At 62.5% G+C, this 18,822-nt stretch carries 15 protein-coding genes; 13 read left to right on the forward strand and 2 right to left on the reverse strand.

The features are described 5' to 3' along the window. The first annotated feature begins 15 nt into the window (after positions 1–15). From FJ954_RS19780 to ftsH, 5 genes are all read left to right on the forward strand, one after another. The gene (locus FJ954_RS19780; RefSeq protein ID WP_140662648.1) at positions 16–393 is read left to right on the forward strand and encodes a four helix bundle protein; all 378 of its coding nucleotides are present in this window, start codon (positions 16–18) and stop codon (positions 391–393) included. A 258-nt stretch (positions 394–651) separates the two neighbouring features. Then, positions 652–1,158, forward strand: a complete 507-nt coding sequence (pal, locus tag FJ954_RS19785; protein ID WP_015315272.1) for a peptidoglycan-associated lipoprotein Pal — start codon at positions 652–654, stop codon at positions 1,156–1,158. A 212-nt stretch (positions 1,159–1,370) separates the two neighbouring features. Further along, positions 1,371–2,465 carry a tol-pal system protein YbgF gene (gene ybgF, locus FJ954_RS19790; protein ID WP_140662650.1) on the forward strand — a complete coding sequence of 365 codons (1,095 nt, stop codon included), beginning with the start codon at positions 1,371–1,373 and terminating at the stop codon, positions 2,463–2,465. A gap of 58 nt (positions 2,466–2,523) precedes the next feature. Then, positions 2,524–3,891 (forward strand): tRNA lysidine(34) synthetase TilS, encoded by a 1,368-nt coding sequence (gene tilS, locus FJ954_RS19795; protein ID WP_140662749.1) that lies wholly within the window; start codon positions 2,524–2,526, stop codon positions 3,889–3,891. 122 nt (positions 3,892–4,013) lie between these two features. Further along, complete coding sequence (gene ftsH / locus FJ954_RS19800) at positions 4,014–5,942, forward strand: ATP-dependent zinc metalloprotease FtsH (protein WP_015315275.1); 1,929 nt, start codon at positions 4,014–4,016, stop codon at positions 5,940–5,942. 276 nt (positions 5,943–6,218) lie between these two features. On the opposite strand, the gene FJ954_RS19805 is transcribed toward ftsH, so the two are convergent. Both FJ954_RS19805 and FJ954_RS19810 read right to left on the reverse strand, forming a co-directional pair. Continuing rightward, positions 6,219–6,677 (reverse strand): hypothetical protein, encoded by a 459-nt coding sequence (locus FJ954_RS19805; RefSeq protein ID WP_015315276.1) that lies wholly within the window; start codon positions 6,675–6,677, stop codon positions 6,219–6,221. A gap of 254 nt (positions 6,678–6,931) precedes the next feature. Further along, positions 6,932–7,789 (reverse strand): hypothetical protein, encoded by an 858-nt coding sequence (locus FJ954_RS19810; protein ID WP_015315277.1) that lies wholly within the window; start codon positions 7,787–7,789, stop codon positions 6,932–6,934. A gap of 367 nt (positions 7,790–8,156) precedes the next feature. On the opposite strand from FJ954_RS19810, the gene glmM reads away from it, so the two are divergent. The 8 genes from glmM to FJ954_RS19850 all read left to right on the forward strand — a co-directional run bounded on the left by glmM (position 8,157) and on the right by FJ954_RS19850 (position 18,815). Next, the gene (glmM, locus tag FJ954_RS19815) at positions 8,157–9,512 is read left to right on the forward strand and encodes a phosphoglucosamine mutase (RefSeq protein ID WP_015315278.1); all 1,356 of its coding nucleotides are present in this window, start codon (positions 8,157–8,159) and stop codon (positions 9,510–9,512) included. A gap of 251 nt (positions 9,513–9,763) precedes the next feature. Then, positions 9,764–10,624, forward strand: coding sequence for an outer membrane protein (locus tag FJ954_RS19820; protein WP_015315279.1), 861 nt, complete (start codon positions 9,764–9,766; stop codon positions 10,622–10,624). A 208-nt stretch (positions 10,625–10,832) separates the two neighbouring features. Next, complete coding sequence (locus tag FJ954_RS19825) at positions 10,833–11,609, forward strand: outer membrane beta-barrel protein (RefSeq protein ID WP_140616643.1); 777 nt, start codon at positions 10,833–10,835, stop codon at positions 11,607–11,609. 258 nt (positions 11,610–11,867) lie between these two features. Then, the gene (locus FJ954_RS19830) at positions 11,868–13,043 is read left to right on the forward strand and encodes a phosphoserine transaminase (RefSeq protein ID WP_140662652.1); all 1,176 of its coding nucleotides are present in this window, start codon (positions 11,868–11,870) and stop codon (positions 13,041–13,043) included. Between the two features lie 65 nt (positions 13,044–13,108). Next, the gene (gene serA, locus FJ954_RS19835) at positions 13,109–14,710 is read left to right on the forward strand and encodes a phosphoglycerate dehydrogenase (protein WP_140616645.1); all 1,602 of its coding nucleotides are present in this window, start codon (positions 13,109–13,111) and stop codon (positions 14,708–14,710) included. A gap of 468 nt (positions 14,711–15,178) precedes the next feature. After that, on the forward strand, positions 15,179–15,832 hold the full coding sequence (locus FJ954_RS19840) for a gluconate 2-dehydrogenase subunit 3 family protein (RefSeq protein ID WP_246681114.1): 654 nt from the start codon (positions 15,179–15,181) through the stop codon (positions 15,830–15,832). Between the two features lie 2 nt (positions 15,833–15,834). Next, positions 15,835–17,601 carry a GMC family oxidoreductase gene (locus FJ954_RS19845; protein WP_140662654.1) on the forward strand — a complete coding sequence of 589 codons (1,767 nt, stop codon included), beginning with the start codon at positions 15,835–15,837 and terminating at the stop codon, positions 17,599–17,601. Then, positions 17,598–18,815, forward strand: a complete 1,218-nt coding sequence (locus FJ954_RS19850) for a cytochrome c (RefSeq protein ID WP_140662656.1) — start codon at positions 17,598–17,600, stop codon at positions 18,813–18,815. Before FJ954_RS19845 ends, FJ954_RS19850 begins: the two co-directional genes overlap by 4 nt. The last annotated feature ends 7 nt before the right edge of the window (positions 18,816–18,822 follow it).

Consider the following 18,822-nt stretch of genomic DNA (forward strand, 5'->3'; position numbering starts at 1 on the left):
TGAAGAATTGAAGAGATGGTGAAAGCAGAGGGCTACGTTAAGCGAGCAAAGGATCTAGAGGTCTACAAGCGCGCTTACGTGGTCTCTCTGGCGGTTCACAAGGCCACCCTCGCTTTTCCCAAGATAGAGCAATACGCGCTGGCCGATCAGTTGCGGCGTTCCAGCAAAGGGATTTGCGCCAATCTGGCCGAGGGATTTGCCAAACAGACCCACTCCAAAGCTGAATTTGCCCGGTTCATTTCGATGGCCATAGGATCGTGCAGTGAAGTGGAGACGTGGATTTCATACGCGTTCGATCTCGAATACATCTCGCAGGCGCAACGGGACGAGTGGCTACAATCGTATGGCCAGGTGTACGGAATGCTGGTGAACCTCAGAGTGAAGCTAGGGTGAACATCCTTCTTCAATTCTTCAGTTCTCCAACTCTTCAATTCCCCTCTTACATTCCCCTTTTCCATGCCTTCGTCGCGTTTTGGCCGCATTTCCGCCTAGGGTCCGCGCCAACTGTGGCCTATGACAAAACAGCTGCGGACGGGCAGCCTAAACCAAATTTTAACCGTGTTTCTTGAATGCCGGTTAACCCAAACGTGGTTACTGGGTGATCAACGAAATCACTCGAACATGATCACTCGAATACGAAGGAGAGGCGGCATGGGCCGTATCGCAGCACTGACCAGAAACCCGGCCATGATCGCGCTGGTGGCGATGCTCGCCATCACCGGTTGCGCTTCGAAGAAGACCCCGAACAGCGCCGCTGACCTTGGCCTCAATGGCGCGGGTGCCGCAACACCCGGCTCGGCACAGGACTTCACCGTCAACATCGGCGACCGTATCTTCTTCGATACGGACTCGACCTCGATCCGTGCCGACGCACAGACGACGCTGTCGCGCCAGGCACAGTGGCTGAACCAGTACAAGCAGTATGCCATCGTCGTCGAAGGCCATGCCGACGAACGCGGCACGCGCGAATACAATCTGGCGCTCGGTGCCCGCCGTGCCGCCGCCACGCGCGACTTCCTGGTTTCCAAGGGTGTTTCGGCGAGCCGTCTCAAGACGATTTCCTACGGCAAGGAACGTCCTGTCGCCGTATGCGACGACATCTCCTGCTGGTCGCAGAACCGCCGCGCCGTCACCACGCTCAGCGGCGCTGGTTCCTGAGGCGTCGCGCGCCGAAAGGCGCGCACGGCACAGATGGCAAAAATACAACACCTCTTTGCGAAAGGCGGTCCTCGGGCCGCCTTTTTCATCTCCTGACACCCGAAACAAAATTTGGCCGAAGTCTCGCGCCCTGCTATGAGCCGAGGGCGCTTGGCTGGTCTCACATCGATTGGAAGGCGCGAACAAGCTAACGATTGGACGGCGAGAGACACATGCATTTGAGATCGGTTCTGAGCGGCACGCTGGCGCTGCTGCTCCTATCAGGCGTAACCGCTTCGGCGAGCGGTACAGGGCAATCAGCCGAGACCGGCTTTTCCTTTCATCTGCCGACACTCGAGTTGCCCAGCCTTTTCGGCGAGAAGAAAAAGCAAGATCAGGTCCAGCTCGCCCAGTCGAGCGGCGCCGGCGTGACCGGGCTCGAGGACCAAATGCGGCAGTTGACCGGCAAGGTCGAGGAACTCAATTTCCAGATCCTGCAGATGCAGGAGCAGATCCGCAAACAGCAGGAAGACAACGAGTTCCGCTTCCAGCAGCTTGAAGGCGGCTCGCAAGGTGGTCAACCGCCGGCGCAGAAGAAATCAGATGCCACCACCGGGACCAACACCGACGTGGCCTCGGCCCCGGCAACCCAGGCGCCGGCCGATGCCGGCGCCGCGCCGGGCGGCGATCAATCCACAGGCGGCAAGACGGTCGAGGACGTCATCGTCGAATCACCCGACGGTGACCCCGGCAAGGTGATCCCCGGCAACGGAGCGCCCGAAAAGACCTTTGGGTCCATCACTGTCGACAAGAACGGCAATGTGATCGATGCCGGCGGCAGCACGCAGGCAACCGCGCCGGCACAGGACACGGCACCAGCCGCCAGCGCGCCGGCCAAAGCCGGCAAGTCCGGCGGCACGGTGGTCGCCGCGCTGCCCGCGACCAACAATCCCGAAGAGCTCTATCGCAACTCCTACCAGTTCATCCTGTCGGGTGACTACGGCACCGCCGAACAGGGTTTCCGCGATCATATCTCGCGCTTCCCCAAGGACGCCAAGGCGGCGGACGCGCATTACTGGCTGGGGGAATCGCTGCTTGGCCAGCAGAAATATCGCGATGCGGCGGAAGTCTTCCTCGCCGCCAGCAAGGACTATCCCAAAGCCAAGAAGGCGCCCGACATGCTGTTGAAGCTGGGCGTGTCGCTGGTCGGCCTCAAGCAGCACGATGTTGCCTGCGCCACCTTCAGCGAGGTCGGCAAGCGCTATCCCGATATTTCCAGCACACTCAAGGAACGCGTCAAGCAGGAGAAGGCCCTGGCTGCGTGCTGATCTTTTCTGGGGGTGTCGCAGTCCCAAAGCCGGGACCGCTTTTTGGCGACATGGATTGATGCTCGACACCGGGCCTGATCTTTCGACCGGACTCTTTTCGCATATCGATTTTTCCAACGGCGCCGTAGCGGCCGTATCCGGGGGCAGCGACTCGACTGCGCTCCTTCTCCTTCTCAAACAGCATCTCGACAAAACCGCACCATCCGCGAAGCTGCTCGCGGTCACGATCGACCACGGCCTGCGGCAAGGTTCGGCCGGTGAGGCGCGGACCGTGGCGAAGCTTTGCGCGGATCGCGGCATCGCCCACCGCATGCTGGCCTGGTCCGGCGCCAAGCCGTCGACCGGCCTGCCGGCGGCGGCGCGCGAGGCGCGCTACCAGCTGCTGGCCAGCGCCGCCCGGGCGGAAGGCATCGGCCTGATCGTGACCGGACATACAGCGGACGACCAAGCCGAGACGGTGCTGATGCGGCGCGATCGCAACGATGCGACCCGCGACGAGGGACGGGGCCTCGCCGGCATGGCGCCCGCCACCCTGCATGACTGGCGCGACTGGATCGTGCGACCGCTTCTTGGCGTGCGGCGCCATGCGCTGCGCGATTTCCTGGGGCGCCAACAGGTCGGCTGGGCCGAGGACCCGACCAATGCCGATGAAGCCTTCGAGCGGCCGCGCATGCGCGCAGCCCTTGCCGGGGAGGCCGGCGCGCAACGCGTGAACGACGCGCTGGCGTTGGCCGCGCGGCAGGCCGGCGACCGGACGCGGCTTGGCGGTGAGGCCGCCCGTCTGATCGAGCGCTTTGCCAGCCAGCCGGCGGCGGGCCTCATCCGGCTCGATCCGGCCCTGCTCGGCGCCGGCGCCGATCGGGCGGCCGTATACGCACTGCGCGTTCTCCTTGCGACGTCAGGCGGGATTGCCTTCCTGCCGGACCAGGCCCGCGGCGAGGCGTTGTTCGTCCGGCTGAAAGCCGGATTTCTTTGCGCTACATTGTCGCGGACAGTGGTCGACTTCCGGCGCCCCGGCATCTTCCTGCGTCGGGAGATGCGCGGTTTGCCGGCGGCGGCGGCAACGATCGACGGCGCCATCTGGGATGGGCGCCGCCAAATCACATTGAACGACGCCGGCGGCGCATTGTTGATCGCGCCATTCGGGGCAATGGCGGCGAAGCGGCTGGCTGTAGGCCGGGACGAAACCCCGCCAAGCCTGCTGCGTGCGGCATTGGCGGCGGAACCAGGATGGCTGCAAGCCGTCGAGAAGGTGGGTCCGGAGCCTGATAGGCCGGCATCTCAAGGGTTCGCGGCCTCGCCGGTCGTTGCTCCCTTTGCCCGCTTCCTGCCGTCCTTCGACCTGGCCCCGGCGCGCGCCGTCGCCGGGTTGATCGGCGCGGCGCCGCTTCCCGCCCTGCCATTGCGTGGCCCTAGTGCCGGTTGATGCTGGGCGAAAGCTTAACCCAGACATGCTGTTCTGCTTGGCAAGGGGGTACGCTCTCCCTATGTTAGGCCCAAGTTTCCTCTCATGATGCTGTCCGCTCGCGGACGCCAACGGGACAATTGATGAATCCGAACTATCGCAACCTCGCGCTCTGGGCGATCATAGCGGTCCTGCTCATCGCCCTCTTCAATCTGTTCCAGACGCCGCAGACGCGCGGGGCTTCGAGCGATGTGCCTTATTCGCAGTTCCTGCAGGATGTCGCGGCCGGCCGGGTCAAGACGGTGACCATCGCGGGCGCCCGCATCACCGGCAACTACACCGACAATTCCAGCGGCTTCCAGACCTATTCGCCCGGCGATCCCCAGCTGGTCTCGCGGCTGCAGGACAAGAACGTCACCATCAATGCGCGGCCCGAGACCGACGGCTCCAATTCGCTGTTCGGCTATCTGATCTCGTGGCTGCCGATGATCCTGATCCTCGGCGTGTGGATATTCTTCATGCGCCAGATGCAGTCCGGCTCCGGGCGCGCCATGGGCTTCGGCAAGTCGAAGGCCAAGCTGCTTACCGAGGCGCATGGCCGCGTCACCTTCCAGGACGTCGCCGGCGTCGACGAGGCCAAGGAAGACCTCGAAGAGATCGTCGAATTCCTGCGCGATCCGCAGAAGTTCCAGCGCCTCGGCGGCAAGATTCCGCGCGGCGTGCTGCTGGTCGGCCCTCCCGGCACCGGCAAGACGCTGCTTGCCCGTTCGGTCGCCGGTGAAGCCAACGTGCCGTTCTTTACCATTTCGGGTTCGGATTTCGTTGAGATGTTCGTCGGCGTCGGCGCGTCCCGTGTCCGCGACATGTTCGACCAGGCCAAGAAGAATGCGCCCTGCATCATCTTCATCGACGAAATCGACGCCGTTGGCCGCCATCGCGGTGCCGGCCTCGGCGGTGGCAATGACGAGCGCGAGCAGACGCTGAACCAACTGCTCGTCGAGATGGACGGCTTCGAGTCCAACGAAAGCATCATCCTGATCGCCGCCACCAACCGGCCCGACGTGCTCGATCCGGCGTTGCTGCGTCCAGGCCGTTTCGACCGCCAGGTGGTGGTGCCGAACCCAGACATCGTCGGCCGCGAGAAGATCCTCAAGGTGCATGTGCGCAACGTGCCGCTGGCGCCCAATGTCGACCTCAAGGTCGTCGCCCGTGGTACGCCCGGCTTCTCCGGCGCCGACCTGATGAACCTGGTCAACGAATCCGCGCTGATGGCGGCGCGGCGCAACAAGCGCCTCGTCACCATGGCCGAGTTCGAGGACGCCAAGGACAAGATCATGATGGGCGCCGAGCGCCGCTCGTCGGCCATGACCCAGGCCGAGAAGGAACTGACCGCCTATCACGAGGCCGGACACGCCATCCTGGCGCTCAACGTGCCGTCGGCCGATCCGCTGCACAAGGCGACCATCATCCCGCGCGGCCGCGCGCTCGGCATGGTCATGCAGTTGCCGGAAGGCGACCGCTATTCCATGAGCTACAAATACATGGTCTCGCGCCTCGCCATCATGATGGGCGGCCGCGTTGCCGAGGAGTTCAAGTTCGGCAAGGAGAACATCACGTCCGGTGCTTCCTCCGACATCGAGCAGGCGACCAAGCTGGCGCGCGCCATGGTCACGCGCTGGGGCTTCTCCGACAAGCTCGGCCATGTCGCCTATGGCGACAACCAGGAGGAAGTGTTCCTCGGCCATTCGGTGGCGCGCACGCAGAACATTTCGGAAGAGACCGCGCAGATCATCGACGGCGAAGTGCGCCGCCTGATCGACGAGGCCTATTCGACGGCGAAGTCGGTGCTGACCAAGAAGAAGAAGGAATGGATCGCGCTGGCGCAGGGCCTGCTCGAATACGAGACGCTGTCGGGCGAGGAGATCAAGCAGCTGATCGCGGGCAACAAGCCCTCGCGCGACCTCGGCGACGACACGCCGCCGAGCCGTGGCTCGGCGGTGCCGAAGTCCGGCGGCCGCCGCAAGAAGGGTCCCGAGCCCGAAGGCGGCATGGAGCCACAGCCGTCAAGCTAGACCAGAGCGGTTCACCGTTTCACGGAAGCAGAACCGCTCTGTTCTTTGACGCTATCCCCGACGCGCTTTAAGTCTTTGCTTCTAAGTATGTCGTCGCCCCCAAACCACCTTTGGGCGACATCGCATCAGGAGGCTGGCCGGACGTACATTTGGAACGTCAACCTCGGGCTAGCCCGAGGTCCAGATGTCGCCCGACAGCAGATCCTCGGGACAGCCTGAGGATAACGGCCACGTCTGCGGGAAAAACGGTGAACCGCTTTCCGCCGTTATCGCTTTTTATGATTCAGCTTTCAGCCGCGCATTGCACAGGCTGTAATAACCACCGCCCTTCTGGATCCAGCGAAGGCCGTTCAACGTACCTGCCTCCTTGTTGCCATGGTAACCCTGCAGGCAGGTCTTCATCCGTGCCTTCGCGGGCTTTTCGGTCTCGAACTCGGCGGCGAGGGTGGTCGGGAATGTTACGCCCGCTGGCGCTACAGTGGGGGCAAGTGCCGCGCTGGTTTCTTTTTTCGGCTGCGGTGCGGTTTCGACCTTATCCGCGCTGACACTCTCCGCAGCCGACGTCGCGCATTTCTCCTTGCGGAAAGCGGCCCAGTCCATGCCATTCAGAGTGCCGCTCTCCTTGGCTGTCCGATAGGTCTCGCCACATTCCTTCATCGTCAATGCGCTTGCAGGGGCGACGCCGCAAGCAACCAATGCCGTCACAGCCAATACCGCCAATTTTAAACTGGGCATAAGATCCTCCTGGTTGATGACAAGTTCAGACGTCTTTTGTATACTGTTTGTTCCTGATATGTTCAATCGGAATTTTCATGAGTTGCAGGCAGCTTCCGCGATATGCAGACGCGAGCAAGACCCTGGCGTCTTCGTGCGCAACAAAAGGCCCGCGAAGCAGATGCATCGCGGGCCTTTGCCTGGCCTTGCCAGATTTCATCTAATTCAATTCACCGTCATGCCCCACCGATCCCGGGGGGGATGCTATGCGCGGCTCAGCCCTTCAGCTTGGCATTGCAGAGGCTGTAGAAGCCGCCGCCCTTCTGGATCCACTTCAGACCGCCGAGTGCGTTGGCGTCCTTGAGGACATAGTACTGGTCAAGGCAGGTATGCATGCGGCCTTTTCCGGGGGTCTCGCTGGCATATTTCGCCGAGATCGCGGACGGGAAGGTGACGCCCTTGGGGGCAACCGTCGTCGGCTTTGCGGGTTCCTTGGTGTAGCTCGCCTCGCTAGGAGCGGGCACGCTGTCGTCATCCGAGGCACTGGCGCCGCATTCGGCCTTGCGGAAGTCGTTCCACTTCATGCCCTTCAGCGTGTTCGCCGTCTTGGCAGCCTGGTACTTGGTGCTGCATTCGGCCATGCTCAGGCCCTTGCCAGAAGCTGCGGCCGTCGTGGTCGCAGCCTTGGTGGTCGCCGGCTTGACGGTGTCGGCGGCGGCGGATGCGCCAGCGGCGCATTCGGCCTTGCGGAAGTCGTTCCACTTCATGCCGTTCAATGTGCCGGCGGCCTTGGCCGCCTGGTACTTGGTGCTGCATTCCTTGGCGGTCAGGCCCTTGGCCGTGCTGTCGCTGGCCGCTGCGGCGGCCTTGGTGGTCTTGGCCGGCTTGGCTTCGGCCGGCTTAGTTTCAGCAGCCTTGGTCGTGGCCGCCTTGGTGTCGGTGGTGGCGGCGGCGTCGGTGCCGCACTGTGCCTTGCGGAACTGGTTCCAGGTCGCCCCGGCAAGTGTCCCAGCGTCCTTGGCGGCGTTGTACTTCGTGCTGCACTCGGCCATCGTCAGCGCGTTGGCTGGCGCGGCCAGGAACAACGTCGCGACCGCAAGGCCGGTCAGAGTAGCAATTCGGTGGATGAGCATAGCGTTTCTCCGTGGCTGCAGCCCATTATACGTCCCAGCGAATCAATAACGCTCAACGGTCGGTTGCGCCAGATGCCAGGCGGCTTATATATCGCCGAAATCGCTTTCTAACGACAAGGTGATGAAATCATTCGGCCTGACTGCCGCCGAGGCAAGAATTCTCGGGATGTATCCGCGCCGAATGGCTGGCAAAACTGGTATATGTGACGCCATAGCGTCTCCGTGCTAGGCTGCGGCCATGTTGTGTGCAACGCACAACAATGATTTTCTAAGGATTGGTAACATATAATCACACAATGTGATCGAGGCACGACGGCCAATTGTGGCATGACGTGCCGGCTAAGGACAACCAAGGAAACTGACTGGCATGGCAGGGAATTACTTCGGCACGGACGGCATTCGCGGGCGCGCCAACAAGTTTCCGATGACCGCGGAAATCGCCATGCGGGTCGGCATGGCCGCCGGCCTTTCGTTCCAGCGCGGCAGCCATCGCCATCGTGTCGTGCTCGGCAAGGACACCCGGCTGTCCGGCTATATGATCGAAAACGCGATGGTGGCCGGCCTTTGCGCCGCCGGCATGGACGTGTTTCTGCTCGGCCCGATCCCGACCCCGGCGGTTGCCATGCTGGTGCGCTCGCTGCGCGCCGACATTGGCGTCATGATCTCGGCCTCTCACAATCCCTACTACGACAACGGCATCAAGCTGTTCGGCCCAGACGGCTACAAGCTGTCCGACGAGATCGAAGAGCGCATCGAGAGCATGCTCGACAAGGATATCGAACTGGCGCTCGCCGATTCCGACGGGCTTGGCCGCGCCAAGCGCGTCGACGGCGTGCATGACCGTTACATCGAATTCGCCAAGCGCACCTTGCCGCGCTCGATGTCGCTTTCGGGTCTGCGGATCGTCGTCGACTGTGCCAATGGCGCGGCCTACAAGGTGGCGCCCGAGGCGCTGTGGGAACTGGGCGCCGAAGTCGTGGCCATCAATGTCGAACCCAATGGCTTCAACATCAACAAGGAATGCGGCTCGACCCATCCCGCCGATCTGCAGAAAAAGGTGCACGAAGTGCGCGCCGACATCGGCATCGCGCTTGATGGCGATGCGGACCGGGTCGTCATCGTCGACGAGAACGGCGCCATCGTCGACGGCGACCAGATCATGGCGCTGATTGCCGAGTCCTGGCACCAGAGCGGGCGGCTGGCTGGCGGTGGCGTCGTTTCGACGGTCATGTCCAATCTCGGCCTCGAGCGCTTTCTCGGCGACATGAAGCTGCAATTGCATCGCACCAAGGTCGGTGACCGCTATGTCGTGGAGCATATGCGCGCGCATGGGCTCAATGTCGGTGGTGAGCAGTCGGGCCACATCGTGCTGTCCGACTTCTCGACCACCGGCGACGGGCTGGTCTCGGCACTGCAGGTGCTGGCCTGCATCAAGCGGCAAGGCCGCCCGGTCAGCGAACTGTCGAAGAAGTTCGAGCCGGTGCCGCAACTGCTGAAGAACGTTCGCATCGCCGGCGGAAAACCGTTGGAGGAAGCCCCGGTCAAGGCCGCGATCGAGGACGCCCGCCATCGTCTCGGCAAGGCCGGGCGGCTGGTCATCCGTCCATCCGGCACCGAGCCGCTGATCCGTGTGATGGCCGAGGGCGACGATCCGCAACTGGTCGAGGCCGTCGTCAACGACATCGTCGGGGTCATCTCGGAAACCCGCAGCAGCGCCGCCTGATCCCCGCCAGCCTCGAAGGCGTCACGCCGCCGCCTTCATTGCATCGAAGCCCGCCCCTCCGGCGGGCTTTTTTGTTGGCAAAGGATCGGTCTCTTTCTGTCGAAATCCTTGCCAGATCTCCGGGATTCTGGAGATTCGTGGTTAATCGACAGGGTTAAACGCCTTTTAACTTTTGCAATTCATTATCCACGCCTGAAAGCCAATCTTATTCGGACGCGATCGCCGTTCCGAGTTTTCTAGGGGTGACAAGCATGTTCAATACAGCAAGAAAGGCCCTGTTCGCGCTGCTGTTCGCGGGCTTGGCCTGGCCGGTGTTCGCAGCTGACCTGCCCGAGCCGCAAGTCGAAGAAGCGCCGCCGCCGGTCTATGAGCAACCGGTCGATGTCGGCGGCTGGTATATCCGTGGCGACCTCGACTATCACAAGTCGAAGGTCGGTGACATCGACTACATCACCTACGGCGCCGCGCCTTGCCCGTGCGGGCCTCCTGTCGGGGTCGCCGGGAGCAAGTCCTTCGACTATGGCAAGCTCAAGGGCGGCTTCTCGCTTGGCGGCGGCGTCGGCTACAAGATCAATGAACACTTCCGCACCGACCTGACCGCCGACTACTGGTTCAAGTCGAACTTCAACGGCGGCACCTCGGATCTCACCACGGTCTCGGTCGAGTCGTCGAAGATGAGCGCCTTGCTGCTTCTGGCAAATGCCTATGTCGATATCGGCACCTGGCACGGCATCACGCCCTATGTCGGCGCCGGTATCGGCGGAGCGCGCGTCAAATGGGATACTGTCTACGACCCGACCCCGGGCGCAACCGAGTCCAACCCCGGAACATCCAGCTGGCGCTTCGCGTACGCGGTAATGGCCGGCGCCTCCTACTGCTTGACCGACAAAGTCATCCTCGATGCTGGTTACCGTTTCTCCCATATTCAAGGCGGTCGCATGTTCGAGTATGGTCCAGCCGGCGCCACGCCGGGCGCCGGGCCGGGCTTCGATCACGGCTTCAACACCCACGAGGTGCGCGGCGGTCTGCGTTACCAGTTCGGCGGCAACAACGGTTGCGCCGCGCCGGTGGTGGCCTATCAGCCGGAGCCCGAGCCGATCTACACCAAGTAATCGCTTCGAAGTTTCCAGGAATTCGTCGACCGCCCGGCATCAGCCGGGCGGTTTTCGTTTGAGATGAGCCGAGGTCAGCCCGTTCGAAATCAATTCGCTAACCCTCTGTTAGCCTTAACCGGCACTTAACCACTATGGTTAACAATGGCTCATGAAACGTTGGCCGCCGTTGCTTGTTTGACGGCGCCGAATTCGGGAGCCGGGGACCATGATATCAATATCGCGTATGGCGCTGGCGCTTGCCGCACTGCTGTTGCCGCTGACGCCTGCAATCGCCGCCGACTACGATCCGCCGATCTATGTCGACCAGGCGCCGGATTATGTGCCGGTCGAGGTCGGCTCCGGCTGGTACCTGCGCGGCGATGTTTCCTACCTGGCGCAGAAGAGTTTCAAGAATGGGGACTTCACCTTCCCGTCGGCGATCAACAACGAAAACTTTAGCGAGAGCGAAGATGCAATTTTTGCGAGCGTCGGCTTCGGATATCATTTCAACGATTACCTCCGCGCCGATCTCAACTTCGGCTATTTGCCGGGTAACAAGGCAAGCTTCGGCTATGACGATACTGCTACCGCACCGGCTGGAACGTCGATCGTGGGATCGGGAAACCTGAAGAACTATGCGTTCTCAGGCATACTCAATGGCTATGTTGACCTTGGCACCTATGTTGGAATCACACCGTATGTCGGTGCGGGTGTCGGCGTCGTCGTGAGCAAACGCAGCCTCTCCGCCAGCTATGCCGACGAGGCCACCCCCGCCAACGATTTCACGCTTGATGACAGCAAGACGCAGTATTCCCTCGCCTATACGTTGAATGCCGGTCTTGCGTATCAAGTGTCCAAGAATGTTTCCGTAGATCTCGGCTATCAGTATTTTTCCGCGCCTAGCGTCGAATACGCGACCGCCGCGAGCCTGACTTCCTTTCCGGTCGAGAAAGGGATCAGCAATCACCAGATCAAGCTCGGGCTGCGCTACGATCTCTGGTAGACTGGGCACACCAGCTCTTGACGGCGGATCTCTCGGGGTCCGCCGTTTGCATTTGAAGTCACGCGATCCTGATCGCGGCGCTTTCCTGTTTGACGCATGTCGTAGCCCCAAAACCGCCGCGCACCTTTTGGCGACATGCATCCGGTATCCCGGCAGCGACAAAAACTTTCCTCTTGACGCCCGATGCCTGAACGCATATCGCCGTCCGTGGGCCACCCCTCCCCAACGAGGGGCCACTATCTGGAAGGATAGACCACGATGACGACGCTTACGAAGCCCGGACTCCGTCCGGCAAATCCCAATTTTTCCTCTGGTCCCTGCGCAAAACGTCCCGGCTGGTCGGTCGAGGCGCTGAAAGCTGCCGCGCTCGGCCGTTCCCACCGCGCCAAGATCGGCAAGACCAAGCTCGAGCAGGCGATCGCGTTGACGCGCGAGATACTCAAGGTCCCGGCCGACTACCGGATCGGCATCGTGCCGGCTTCCGACACAGGTGCCGTCGAGATGGCGCTGTGGTCTCTTCTCGGCGAACGCGGCGTCGACATGGTCGCCTGGGAAAGCTTCGGCTCCGGCTGGGTCACCGACGTGGTCAAGCAGCTGAAACTCGCCGATATCAGAAAGATCGAGGCCGGTTATGGCGCGCTGCCTGATCTGACCAAGATCGATTTCGATCGCGACGTGGTCTTCACTTGGAACGGCACGACCTCGGGCGTGCGCGTGCCGGACGGTGACTTCATTCCCGCCGATCGCAAGGGCCTGACCATTTGCGACGCTACTTCCGCGGCCTTCGCGCAAAGGCTCGACTTCGAGAAGCTCGATGTCGTGACCTTCTCCTGGCAGAAGGTGCTGGGCGGCGAGGGCGCGCATGGCATGCTGATCCTGTCGCCGCGCGCCGTAGCGCGGCTGGAGAGCTACAAGCCTTCATGGCCGCTGCCGAAAATCTTCCGCCTGACCTCGGGCGGCAAGCTGATCGAGGGCATTTTCAAGGGCGAAACCATCAATACGCCGTCGATGCTTTGCGTCGAGGATTATCTCGACGCGTTGAACTGGGCTAAGTCGGTCGGCGGCCTCGATGCGCTGATTGCCAGGGCGGATGCCAATGCCGCCGTGCTCGACCGGTTCGTGGAAAGATCATCCTGGCTCGGCCATCTTGCGGTGGCCCCGGCGACACGCTCGAACACGTCGGTCTGTCTGTCCTTCACCGACCCCGATATCGCGGCGCTCGACGCTGATGGACAGGCGGCGTTTGCCAAGGGCCTGGTCTCGACGCTCGACAAGGAAGGCGTCGCCTACGACATCGGTTCTTATCGCGATGCCCCGCCGGGATTGCGCATCTGGTGCGGCGCAACCGTCGAGACCTCCGATGTCGAAGCGCTGCTGCCTTGGCTCGACTGGGCCTTTGCCAGCCAGAAGGCGTCGCTCAAAGCGGCCGCCTGAGAGTTTCCGTGGCGGCCCCGAGGGCCGTCCGTTCCCGGATCAATTTCATTTTCAAGGAGGCCGCCATGGCGCCCCGCGTTCTCGTCTCTGACAAACTCTCTCCCACTGCCGTGCAGATATTCAAGGATCGCGGCGTCGAGGTCGACTATCTGCCCGACCTCGGCAAGGACAAGGAAAAGCTGCTCGAAGTGATCGGCAAGTATGACGGTCTCGCCATCCGTTCGGCGACCAAGGTCACCGAGAAGCTGATCAACGCGGCCACCAATCTCAAGGTCGTCGGCCGCGCCGGCATCGGCGTCGACAATGTCGATATCCCGGCGGCAAGCCGCAAGGGTATCATCGTGATGAACACGCCCTTCGGCAATTCGATCACGACGGCCGAACACGCCGTGGCGATGATCTTCGCGCTCGCCCGCCAGATCCCGGAAGCCAACGCTTCGACCCATGCCGGCAAATGGGAGAAAAACCGCTTCATGGGCGTCGAGATCACCGGCAAGACGCTGGGCGTCATCGGCTGCGGCAATATCGGTTCGATCGTCGCCACACGCGGCGTCGGGCTGAAGATGCACGTCGTCGCCTTTGATCCGTTCCTGTCGGACAAGCGCGCCGAGGAGCTCGGCGTCGACAAGGTGGAACTGGACGAACTCTTCGCCCGCGCCGACTTCATCACGCTGCACACGCCGTTGACCGACAAGACCCGCAACATCATCGATGCGGCGGCGATCGCCAAGATGAAGAATGGCGTGCGTATCATCAACTGCGCGCGTGGCGGGCTGGTGGTCGAGGCCGACCTGGTCGCGGCGCTGAAGAGCGGCAAGGTGGCAGGCGCCGGCATCGATGTGTTCGAGGTCGAACCGGCGGAGCAGAATGCGCTGTTCGGCATGGAGAACGTGGTGGCGACACCACACCTTGGCGCCTCGACGGCGGAAGCGCAGGAGAATGTCGCGCTGCAGGTCGCCGAGCAGATGGCCGACTACCTGATCAAGGGCGCGGTCTCCAACGCCATCAACATGCCCTCGATCACGGCGGAAGAGGCGCCGCGGCTGAAGCCTTTCGTCAAGCTCGCCGAAGTGCTGGGCGCCTTTGTCGGCCAGGTCACCGAGGATCCGATCAGCGAGGTCGAGATCCTGTTCGACGGCTCGACCGCGACGATGAACACGCGGGCGCTGATCAGTGCCGCCCTGGCCGGACTGATCCGGCCGCAGGTCGCCGACGTCAACATGGTGTCGGCGCCGATCATGGTGAAGGAGCGCGGCATCATCGTCGCCGAAGTCAAGCGCGACAAATCTGGCGTCTTCGACGGTTACATCAAGCTGACCGTCAAGACCGAGCACATGACGCGCTCGATCGCCGGTACCTGCTTTTCGGACGGCAAGCCGCGCTTCATTCAGATCAAGGGCATCAATCTCGACGCCGAGGTCGGCCAACACATGCTGTATACGACCAATGCCGATGCGCCCGGCATTATCGGCCTGCTCGGCACTGTCTGCGGCGAGAACGACGTCAACATCGCCAACTTCCAGCTCGGCCGCAACCGGCCGGGCGGTGACGCTATCGCACTGCTCTATCTCGACGCCCCGTTCCCGGAGAAAGTGCTGGAGCAGGTGCGCGACCACAAGTCGATCGATTCGGCAAAGCGGCTGCGGTTCGATGTGGGCGGGATCTAGCTCTCCACATCCTCTGAGGTGACAAGCCATACATCAGACGCCCCGTTTGCCGGCATGCATGCGGGGCGTTTCCACGACCGCTGGCGCCGCCCGACGGTTTGCGTCGTTGCGGGCGCCGCAGCAGGCGTCGCACCAACGGCGTCCTTGCGTCAAGCTGCTGCAAGATATCCTTTTTAGCCGTCAGTACATTAGCGGATGTAGATAAGCATAAGGTCTGGCCCAATCTAACGATTTTGTGATCTGCTTGACGATCCCGGTTTCTTTCCGCACGCTGCGGTCAATTGATGGATGCGATCTAAACTTAACTGAGTTGGTCATGATTTTGCGCGTAACATCCGGCGCGCCTCTGTTGCTGTCGGGGTGCCTTCGATGGATCATCGCAATACTGTCCGACTGAGCCGGCGTCTTTTTCTGTCTTCGGCTGCGATGTTTACAGTGACGGCAACATCGGCAGGTTTTGCCCGATCCTTGTCTGGCTCGCTGCCCTGGGCGCCGCTGTCTTCCGATCCTCCGGTGCAGGTGGTGTCCGGCGGCTGGCAGTTCTTCACGCCGCAGGAAGCCGCGCTGGTCGAGGCTATCGTCGACCGCATCATCCCCGCCGACGATCTGTCGATGGGCGGCAAGGAGGCCGGCTGCGCCGTCTATATAGACCGTCAGTTGACGGGCGCGTTCGGAACGTCGAGCCGGCTCTACACAAAAGGACCGTTTTTGCCGGCATTGCCGACGCAGGGCTACCAGGGCGAGGCAAACCCGGCCCAGCGCTACCGCTCCGGCCTGGCCGCCATAGACGCTTTCCTGAAACAGCGCGATGGCAAGGCATTCACCGAACTCCAGCCGGCCGATCAGGATACGTTCCTGGCCGCGATGGAGGCTGGAAAGGTCGACTTGCCCAATGGAGTCAAGGCTGCCGGCTTCTTCGGACTTCTGCTGCAGAACACGATGGAAGGGTTCTTTGCCGATCCGGTCTATGGCGGCAACAAGGACATGGTGTCGTGGCGCATGCTTGGTTTCCCCGGCGCGCGCTATGACTACCGGGATCACGTCAGCAAGCACAATCAGCCCTATCCGCGGCCGCCCGTCTCGATCGAGGGCAGCCCGGAATGGCTCGTGAAAAGGAGCTGACCATGACGACGATACTGCCCCGCAAGGACGTCGTGATCGTCGGCCTCGGCTGGACGGGGTCCATCCTTGCTCATGAACTGACCGATCAGGGCCTGGACGTGCTGGCCATCGAGCGTGGTCCCTGGCGCGACACGGCGACCGATTTCAACATCGGCTATGCGCAGGACGAGTTGCGCTACAGCGTGCGGCGCGACCTGTTCCTGCAGCCAGCAGTCGAAACCATGACGATGCGCAACGACCCTTCGCAGACGGCGCTGCCGATGCGCGATTTCGGCTCGTTCCTGCCCGGCAACGGCGTCGGCGGCGCAGGCGTCCATTGGAACGGCCACACTTGGCGGTTCTGGGACTCCGACTTCCAGATCAAGACCAACCTGACCAAGAAGTATGGCGCGGCGCGGATCGCCGATCTCCAGGTCGAGGACTGGGGCGTGACCGGCGCCGAGATGGAGCCGTATTACGACCAGTTCGAATATCTGGCGGGAATCTCGGGCGAGGCCGGCAATATCAAGGGGCAGATACAGGAAGGTGGCAACCCGTTCGAGGATCCGAGGTCCCGGGATTACCCAAATCCGCCAATGGAGATGACCTACGCGCCGACCCTGTTCGCCAATGCCGGCCGGTCCATGGGACTGCACCCGTTCCCGACACCGTCCGCCAACATGTCGCGGACCTATGTCAATCCGCTCGGCATCACCATGGGGCAGTGCACCTACTGCGGATTCTGCGAGCGGTTCGGCTGCGCCAACTACTCCAAATCCAGCGCCCAGACCACCATCCTTCCCGTGCTGATGAAGAAGGCCAATTTCGAGGTGCGCACCGACAGCGAGGTGCTGCATGTCGATCTCGCCGCCGGCGGCAAGTCCGCGCGAGGTGTCACTTACGTCGATACGTCGGGGCAGGAATTCTTCCAGCCGGCCGATCTCGTGCTTCTGTGCGCCTACGGCCTGCACAATGCCCGGCTGATGATGCTGTCGGGCATCGGCAAGATCTACGATCCCGCTACCGGCGAGGGCACCGTCGGGCGCAATTATTGCTACCAGACCAATGCCGGCGTGCAGGTGTTCTTCGACGACAAGAACTTCAACCCGTTCATTGCCGCGGGCGCGCTCGGACAGACGATCGACGACTATAATGGCGACGCCTTCGACCATGGCGGCCTCGATTTCGTCGGCGGCGCGGGCATCAACTGCATTCCCACCAATGGACGTCCGATCGGGACGAGGCCGACGCTGCCCGGCACGCCGAAATGGGGTAGCGCCTGGAAGAAGGCGACCGTCGCGGGCTACAAAAGCACGCTTGGCTTCTCCTCGCAGGGCAGCAGCTATGCGACGCGCACCAACTACCTCGACCTCGATCCGACCTACAAGGATCGCTTCGGCCGGCCGCTCATGCGCATGACCTTCGATTTTCCCGACAATGATATCCGGATGTCGAATTATCTCTGCGACCGGATGGAGGAGATCGCCAAGACGCTTGGGGGCAAGCAGTACAATGTCGGCCGCCGCAAGAAGGGCTGGGACAGCGTCCCTTATCAAAGCACCCATAATACGGGCGGCGCCATCATGGGAACGGACCCTAGGAAGAGTGCGGTCAACAGCTTCCTGCAAAGCTGGGATGTGCCCAACGTCTTCGTCATCGGCGCCTCGGCCTTTCCGCAGAATGCCGGCAAGAATCCGACGGGAACGGTCGGCGCGCTCGCCTACCGCGCCGCTGACGGCATCCGCAATCACTATTTGCGCAATCCCGGCGCCCCCTTGGTGCAGGCATGAGGACGCTCGCCGCCGCCGCCGCCGCCGGCGCCGCTATGCTGGCGATCACGCCGGCGCTCGCCGCCGACCAGGCCGACCAGATCATCCGTGGCCAGTATCAGGCCGTGCTCGGCGATTGCGCGGGCTGTCATACCAGGCCGGGCGGCAAGCCGCTGGCCGGCGGCCTGCCGCTCGAAACGCCTTTCGGCGCACTGGTGCCGCCCAACATCACACCCGACCACGAGACGGGCATCGGCAATTGGTCGGAGGCCGATTTCCGCAACATGATGAAGACCGGCGTCGGCCACAATGGCGTGCGGCTCTATCCCGCCATGCCTTACCCCGCCTATACCAGGATGAACGAGCAGGACATTTCCGACCTGTGGGCCTACATGACCACGGTCGACCCGGTCTCGAACAAGGTCGAAGCCAACCAGCTGCCGTTCCCGCTGAACATCCGGCTGGCGATGTGGGGGTGGAACCTCCTCAACTTCAGCGAGGCAAGCTTCCAGGCCGACCCCTCCAAATCGGCGGAATGGAACCGCGGCGCCTATATCGTCCAGGGCGCCGGGCACTGCGGCACCTGCCACACGCCCAAATCGTTCCTTGGAGCGGACCAAGACAGCGGCTTCCTGCAAGGCGCCTCGCTGCAAGGCTGGTTCGCCCCCGACATCACCAACAATGCCCAATCCGGCCTGGGCAAATGGTCGCAAGAGGATGTGGTCGCCTACCTCAGGACCGGCGTCAACGCGCATTCGATCGCATCCGGTCCGATGGCCGAGGCGATCGAGAACTCGACCTCCAAAATGACGGATCCCGACCTCAAGGCCGTGGCCGTCTATCTTAAGAGCTTGGGGCCGGACACCGGCAATGCGCAGGCGCCCAAGCCCGACGAGGCGCGGATGGTGGCGGGCGCGGCGATCTATCATGACAATTGCTCAGCCTGCCATGGCGGCGATGGCGCCGGGGCCGGAGCGCTTTTCCCAGCGCTTGTCGGCAACTCGATCGTCGCGCAGGGCAATCCCGAGACCCTGGCCCGCGTCGTTCTCGCCGGAAGCCAGGCCGTGCACACGGCCGGCGCGCCGACGACGCCTTCGATGCCCTCGCTGGCATGGCGGCTGAAGGACCAGGAAATCGCCGACGTGCTGACCTATGTGCGCGGCAGCTGGGGCAATTCCGCTTCGGCGGTCTCGTCGGACGATATCGCGGCGGTGCGCAAGGAATTGGTGCAGTAATTTAGGC

The organism is Mesorhizobium sp. B2-3-15, assembly GCF_006442875.1.
GTDB classification, from domain to species: Bacteria; Pseudomonadota; Alphaproteobacteria; order Rhizobiales; family Rhizobiaceae; genus Mesorhizobium; species Mesorhizobium australicum.

Bases quoted from the DNA above. Each gene is read 5' to 3' on its own strand.
- FJ954_RS19780 (WP_140662648.1), top strand. From the start codon at position 16: ATGGTGAAAGCAGAGGGCTACGTTAAGCGAGCAAAGGATCTAGAGGTC.
- pal (WP_015315272.1), top strand. From the start codon at position 652: ATGGGCCGTATCGCAGCACTGACCAGAAACCCGGCCATGATCGCGCTG.
- ybgF (WP_140662650.1), top strand. From the start codon at position 1,371: ATGCATTTGAGATCGGTTCTGAGCGGCACGCTGGCGCTGCTGCTCCTA.
- tilS (WP_140662749.1), top strand. From the start codon at position 2,524: ATGCTCGACACCGGGCCTGATCTTTCGACCGGACTCTTTTCGCATATC.
- ftsH (WP_015315275.1), top strand. From the start codon at position 4,014: ATGAATCCGAACTATCGCAACCTCGCGCTCTGGGCGATCATAGCGGTC.
- FJ954_RS19805 (WP_015315276.1), bottom strand. From the start codon at position 6,677: ATGCCCAGTTTAAAATTGGCGGTATTGGCTGTGACGGCATTGGTTGCT.
- FJ954_RS19810 (WP_015315277.1), bottom strand. From the start codon at position 7,789: ATGCTCATCCACCGAATTGCTACTCTGACCGGCCTTGCGGTCGCGACG.
- glmM (WP_015315278.1), top strand. From the start codon at position 8,157: ATGGCAGGGAATTACTTCGGCACGGACGGCATTCGCGGGCGCGCCAAC.
- FJ954_RS19820 (WP_015315279.1), top strand. From the start codon at position 9,764: ATGTTCAATACAGCAAGAAAGGCCCTGTTCGCGCTGCTGTTCGCGGGC.
- FJ954_RS19825 (WP_140616643.1), top strand. From the start codon at position 10,833: ATGATATCAATATCGCGTATGGCGCTGGCGCTTGCCGCACTGCTGTTG.
- FJ954_RS19830 (WP_140662652.1), top strand. From the start codon at position 11,868: ATGACGACGCTTACGAAGCCCGGACTCCGTCCGGCAAATCCCAATTTT.
- serA (WP_140616645.1), top strand. From the start codon at position 13,109: ATGGCGCCCCGCGTTCTCGTCTCTGACAAACTCTCTCCCACTGCCGTG.
- FJ954_RS19845 (WP_140662654.1), top strand. From the start codon at position 15,835: ATGACGACGATACTGCCCCGCAAGGACGTCGTGATCGTCGGCCTCGGC.
- FJ954_RS19850 (WP_140662656.1), top strand. From the start codon at position 17,598: ATGAGGACGCTCGCCGCCGCCGCCGCCGCCGGCGCCGCTATGCTGGCG.